Genomic DNA, 468 nt, shown 5'->3' with positions numbered 1-468 from the left:
CTCGACGCTCAGCCCCGGCAGGTCGAAGGACCCGACCGCATTGTTCTCCCAGGCCAACATCACCTGGAACAGTGGGGTGTGATCAAGAGCCCGGGGCGGTTTGACGATCTCCACAACCTGCTCGAACGGCAGGTCTTGGTGTTCCTGTGCCGCCAGCGCAGTGCGCCGCGTGCGCTCCAGAAGCGCCGACACGCTCGGCGTGCCCGACAGGTCGAGCCGCAGCGCCAGGGTGTTGACGAAGAAGCCGATCAGCTCTTCGGTCTCGCGCCGGCCGCGATTGGCGCTCGGCACACCGATGACAAGGTCGTCCTGCCCCGACAGACGCGACAGCACCGCCGCCCACGCCGTCAGCACCGTCATGAACAAGGTCGTGCCATGCTGCCGGCTCAGCCGCTTCAGCCCGCGCGTCAGTTCCGCATCGATGACAACGGTAACATTGGCTCCGGCAAACGACTGTTGCTCCGGCCG

1 protein-coding gene is annotated in these 468 nt (G+C 66.2%); it reads right to left on the bottom strand.

The features are described 5' to 3' along the window. On the bottom strand, positions 1–468 hold a 468-nt coding region (locus PY650_RS36775; RefSeq protein ID WP_285885027.1), incomplete at both ends, for a condensation domain-containing protein.

It is taken from the genome of Martinezella calliandrae (assembly GCF_030272695.1).
Lineage (GTDB): Bacteria > Pseudomonadota > Alphaproteobacteria > Rhizobiales > Rhizobiaceae > Rhizobium > Rhizobium calliandrae.
Note: the sequence above shows the minus strand (reverse complement) of the source record. Positions and strands in the feature narration are given on the sequence as shown.